At 55.4% G+C, this 3,092-nt stretch carries 3 protein-coding genes and 2 pseudogenes; 1 reads left to right on the top strand and 4 read right to left on the bottom strand.

The annotated features are described in order from the left end of the window. Nucleotides 1–300, top strand: a pseudogene (locus tag VU18_RS18145) (hypothetical protein); the annotation flags it as partial. A 68-nt stretch (nt 301–368) separates the two neighbouring features. Here the strand turns inward: VU18_RS18145 and VU18_RS07140 are convergent. The 4 genes and pseudogenes from VU18_RS07140 to VU18_RS07130 all read right to left on the bottom strand — a co-directional run bounded on the left by VU18_RS07140 (nt 369) and on the right by VU18_RS07130 (nt 3,050). Further along, a complete protein-coding gene (locus tag VU18_RS07140) occupies nt 369–1,349 on the bottom strand; it encodes an ABC transporter permease (RefSeq protein ID WP_011231139.1) in 981 nt (326 codons plus the stop codon). Then, a pseudogene (locus VU18_RS19630) lies at nt 1,342–1,557 on the bottom strand (ABC transporter ATP-binding protein); the annotation flags it as partial. The gene VU18_RS07140 and the pseudogene VU18_RS19630, both read right to left, overlap by 8 nt. 1 nt (nt 1,558) lies before the next feature. Then, a partial coding sequence (locus VU18_RS07135) for an ABC transporter ATP-binding protein (protein WP_236687315.1) occupies nt 1,559–2,256 on the bottom strand: 698 nt, incomplete at its 3' end. Further along, nucleotides 2,253–3,050 carry an SGNH/GDSL hydrolase family protein gene (locus VU18_RS07130; RefSeq protein WP_011231137.1) on the bottom strand — a complete coding sequence of 266 codons (798 nt, stop codon included), beginning with the start codon at nt 3,048–3,050 and terminating at the stop codon, nt 2,253–2,255. The genes VU18_RS07135 and VU18_RS07130, both read right to left, overlap by 4 nt. Nucleotides 3,051–3,092 lie beyond the last annotated feature (42 nt).

Here is a 3,092-nt window from a genome sequence, read left to right as displayed (position 1 = left end):
CTTGACTTGGCGGCGATTTTAGGAACGTGCTTGATGCTGCTAGGGGCGATTTACGGCTATGTGTTGGCATGGGGTCCGATCATTTGGGGGATTATCGGGGCGGTTTCAGGCATCGGAATCGGCATTTTGCTCAAATGGTGGGTAAACCGAAAATCCACGCACCGTCAAAGCCGCACAGGCGCTGATATCGTGCTTCTCATCCGTTGCGATGAACAGCAATGGCCGGCCGTGGAGCAGTTGCTGCGGGGCCATCACGCGCTTGGACTCGCCGGCGTTCACGACAAGCAGCCGAATAGATAGGCATTTCATCCCCTTTCACTGAAAAACCCGAGGGAACACCCCCTCGGGTTTTCGCCGCTCTGCCGTTTTCAATAGACATCTCGCCGCATAAAGACAAAAAAAGCGACAAGAAGCCCTGCAAGCCCCCAGACAGCCAGCACGGCCATCGAAAAGCCAAGCGTCATCCCCTCAATCGGCGGAGCCGCTCCTTTTATGTAATCCGTCAGCCGCAAATTGACCATAAACAAATATTTTGCCGAATGCCACGACGACACCATGTTCGACAAAATCGCGCCAGAAATCAATGCTGCCAGCATGATGCCCATCACCGCCGCCGTGCTCCTAAGCAGCACGGAAAACATAAACGTCAGTGTGCCGACGACAACGCTCACAAACGCTGCCAGCCCGAGCTCGATCAAAATGTATTTCCATTGCGGAATCATGTGGACATTCGCTGTATTGAGATCCTCTCCTTGCTGGACAAATCCGGTCAATAGCGGCAGACGGAAGCCGCCATATCCAAACACGAGCCCGGAGATGGCATACGACAGCACCGCCGCCATCAGCATAATGAGCGACACCGACAGGAGCAACGCGATATATTTGCTCAACAAAATTTTCCACCGCTTCACCGGCCGAACGAGAAGCAGCTTGATCGTTCCAGCGCTTGCCTCGGACGACACTAAATCGGCCGCAACCACCATCACTAAAAGCGGCAAAAACAAGTCGATGGCGTTTTCGATAAACGTGCGCATAAACGTCGGCGCTCCAGGGGCGGACGGATTAATGTTGTGCTCTAAGTAGTACTGCTGCTGCTTGAGGCGGATTTGCAAGTATTTCCGCCATTCCTCAGACATGCTCGGCGACTGCAAGCGGTTTTGCAAATCGACGATTTGCTGCTGCAGCTGCGTCCGCCAGTCGGTCGTGCCAAGCCGTTTTCTCAACTCTTCCGTCTCGCGGTATTGGGCGTATGTAAACAAGGCGACGAGCACCGCAATGATGGCGGCGATCACCCATAGCCGCTTTTTGCGGACGATTTTCAACATTTCATTATACACGAGCTTACTCAATCGTTTCGCCCCCTGTCAGCTCGATAAACAAGTCCTCGAGCGTCGGCAGCCGCGGTTCAATTTCCGAAACCGAGACGCCGGCTTGGACAAGCTTGGCGTTCCAAGCGGCTAGTCTCGACGGCTCATATGGCGTGACGATCGTCTCTTCATCGGCGCGCAACACCTCGGTTTCCGCCGCTAACAGCGCCCGCGCCCGATCCGTTGGAGCNGCTTTCCAGACGACGCGCGCCTGTTGGTTTAACAGCCGCTCAACCGTGTCCACGGCCAAGAGCCGTCCTTTCGCCATAATGGCGACGCGGTCGCACATTAATTGAATTTCACTTAACAAATGCGATGAAACAAGGACGCTCAACCCTTCCGTTTCCGCCAAAAAGCGGATGAAGGCGCGCATTTCGCGAATGCCGGCCGGGTCAAGGCCGTTGGTCGGCTCGTCCAAAATGAGCACCTTCGGCTTTCCAAGCAGCGCCTGAGCGATGCCGAGCCGCTGCCGCATGCCGAGCGAATACGTGCCCACTCGGTCATGGATGCGCTGTTCAAGGCCGACGAGCTTCGCCACTTCCATGATCCGATCTGCACCAATTCCCGGCATCATGCGGGCGAAATGTTCAAGGTTTTCCCAGCCTGTTAAATACGGATACATTTCTGGGTTTTCGACGATGCAGCCGATCTGGCGGATCGCGTCGGTAAACTGGCGGTGAAGATCATACCCGCAAATCGCCACCGTCCCCGACGTCGGCCGAATGAGCCCGACGAGCATGCGGATCGTCGTCGTTTTTCCCGCGCCGTTCGGCCCTAAAAAACCGAATACTTCCCCCTCATGCAACTCAAACGAAATGCCTTTAATAATTTCCTTGCCGCGAATCGTTTTCCGCAGCTCTTTGACCGCTAACGTCACCTGTTTGGTCATTGCTCACCCTCCTCCGTCAACGTGATGAGCGAGGCGACGCGCTCTCCAATCCGCTTGTAGCCTGCCGCGTTTGGATGAAAATGGTCGCTGTACAAATAGTCGTTGACATGGAGGGCAAACAAATCAAACGTCGGCACCGCGACGATGTTCGGATAGCGGGCCGCCACTTCCGCTGATGCAAAATTCCAATCGCGCACAACCGCCGACGTCCATTTGGCATCGTCTAAATCGCCAAACGGGTTGTACAAACCGATCGCAAAAATGACCGCTTCGCTGTTGAAGCGGCGCAGCGCGGCGAAAATGCGGTCTAGGTTGGCTACATATCGCCGTTTCGCCTCATTCAGCTGCTTTCGATCCAGTTTCAACGCTTCCCCGCCTTGAAACAAGTCGTTGCCGCCGATGGTCATCACAATAAGATCCGCCATGGCGACTTGCCGCTGAATCTCAGGCTGGCCAAGCTGGCGAAGCAGTCCGTCAGAGCGAAGGCCGCGGATGGCCAAGTTCGTCACACGGATCGGTTTGTCCGTTTGCCGGCGAAGCTCATCGACCATATAGCCGACATACCCTTTTCCGCTTTCATCGCCCGTTCCTCTCGTCAACGAATCGCCAAGAGCAACAATATCCATTTTCTCGTCATGTTGCCTTGTTTCAGCCGTCGGCGGCCGTTGTTCTTTCGTCGGCGGCTTGGCGGCCGAAAAAAACTGGTCTTGCACCGCCAATGCCAGGCCGCCAAGCCAAAGCACTCCGGACAGGGCGGCAACGGCTATGAGAAGCGCAACTGTGCTCCGTCGCATGCAACCACCTCATTTCTTCATCGTTGTCATCTCTCGCGATCC

Origin of the sequence: Geobacillus sp. ZGt-1, assembly GCF_001026865.1 — a bacterium.
Classification (GTDB): Bacteria; Bacillota; Bacilli; order Bacillales; family Anoxybacillaceae; genus Geobacillus; species Geobacillus thermoleovorans.
Note: the sequence above shows the minus strand (reverse complement) of the source record. Positions and strands in the feature narration are given on the sequence as shown.

Excerpts from the sequence above, each read along its gene's own strand:
- VU18_RS07130 (WP_011231137.1), bottom strand. The coding sequence starts at position 3,050 with ATGCGACGGAGCACAGTTGCGCTTCTCATAGCCGTTGCCGCCCTGTCC.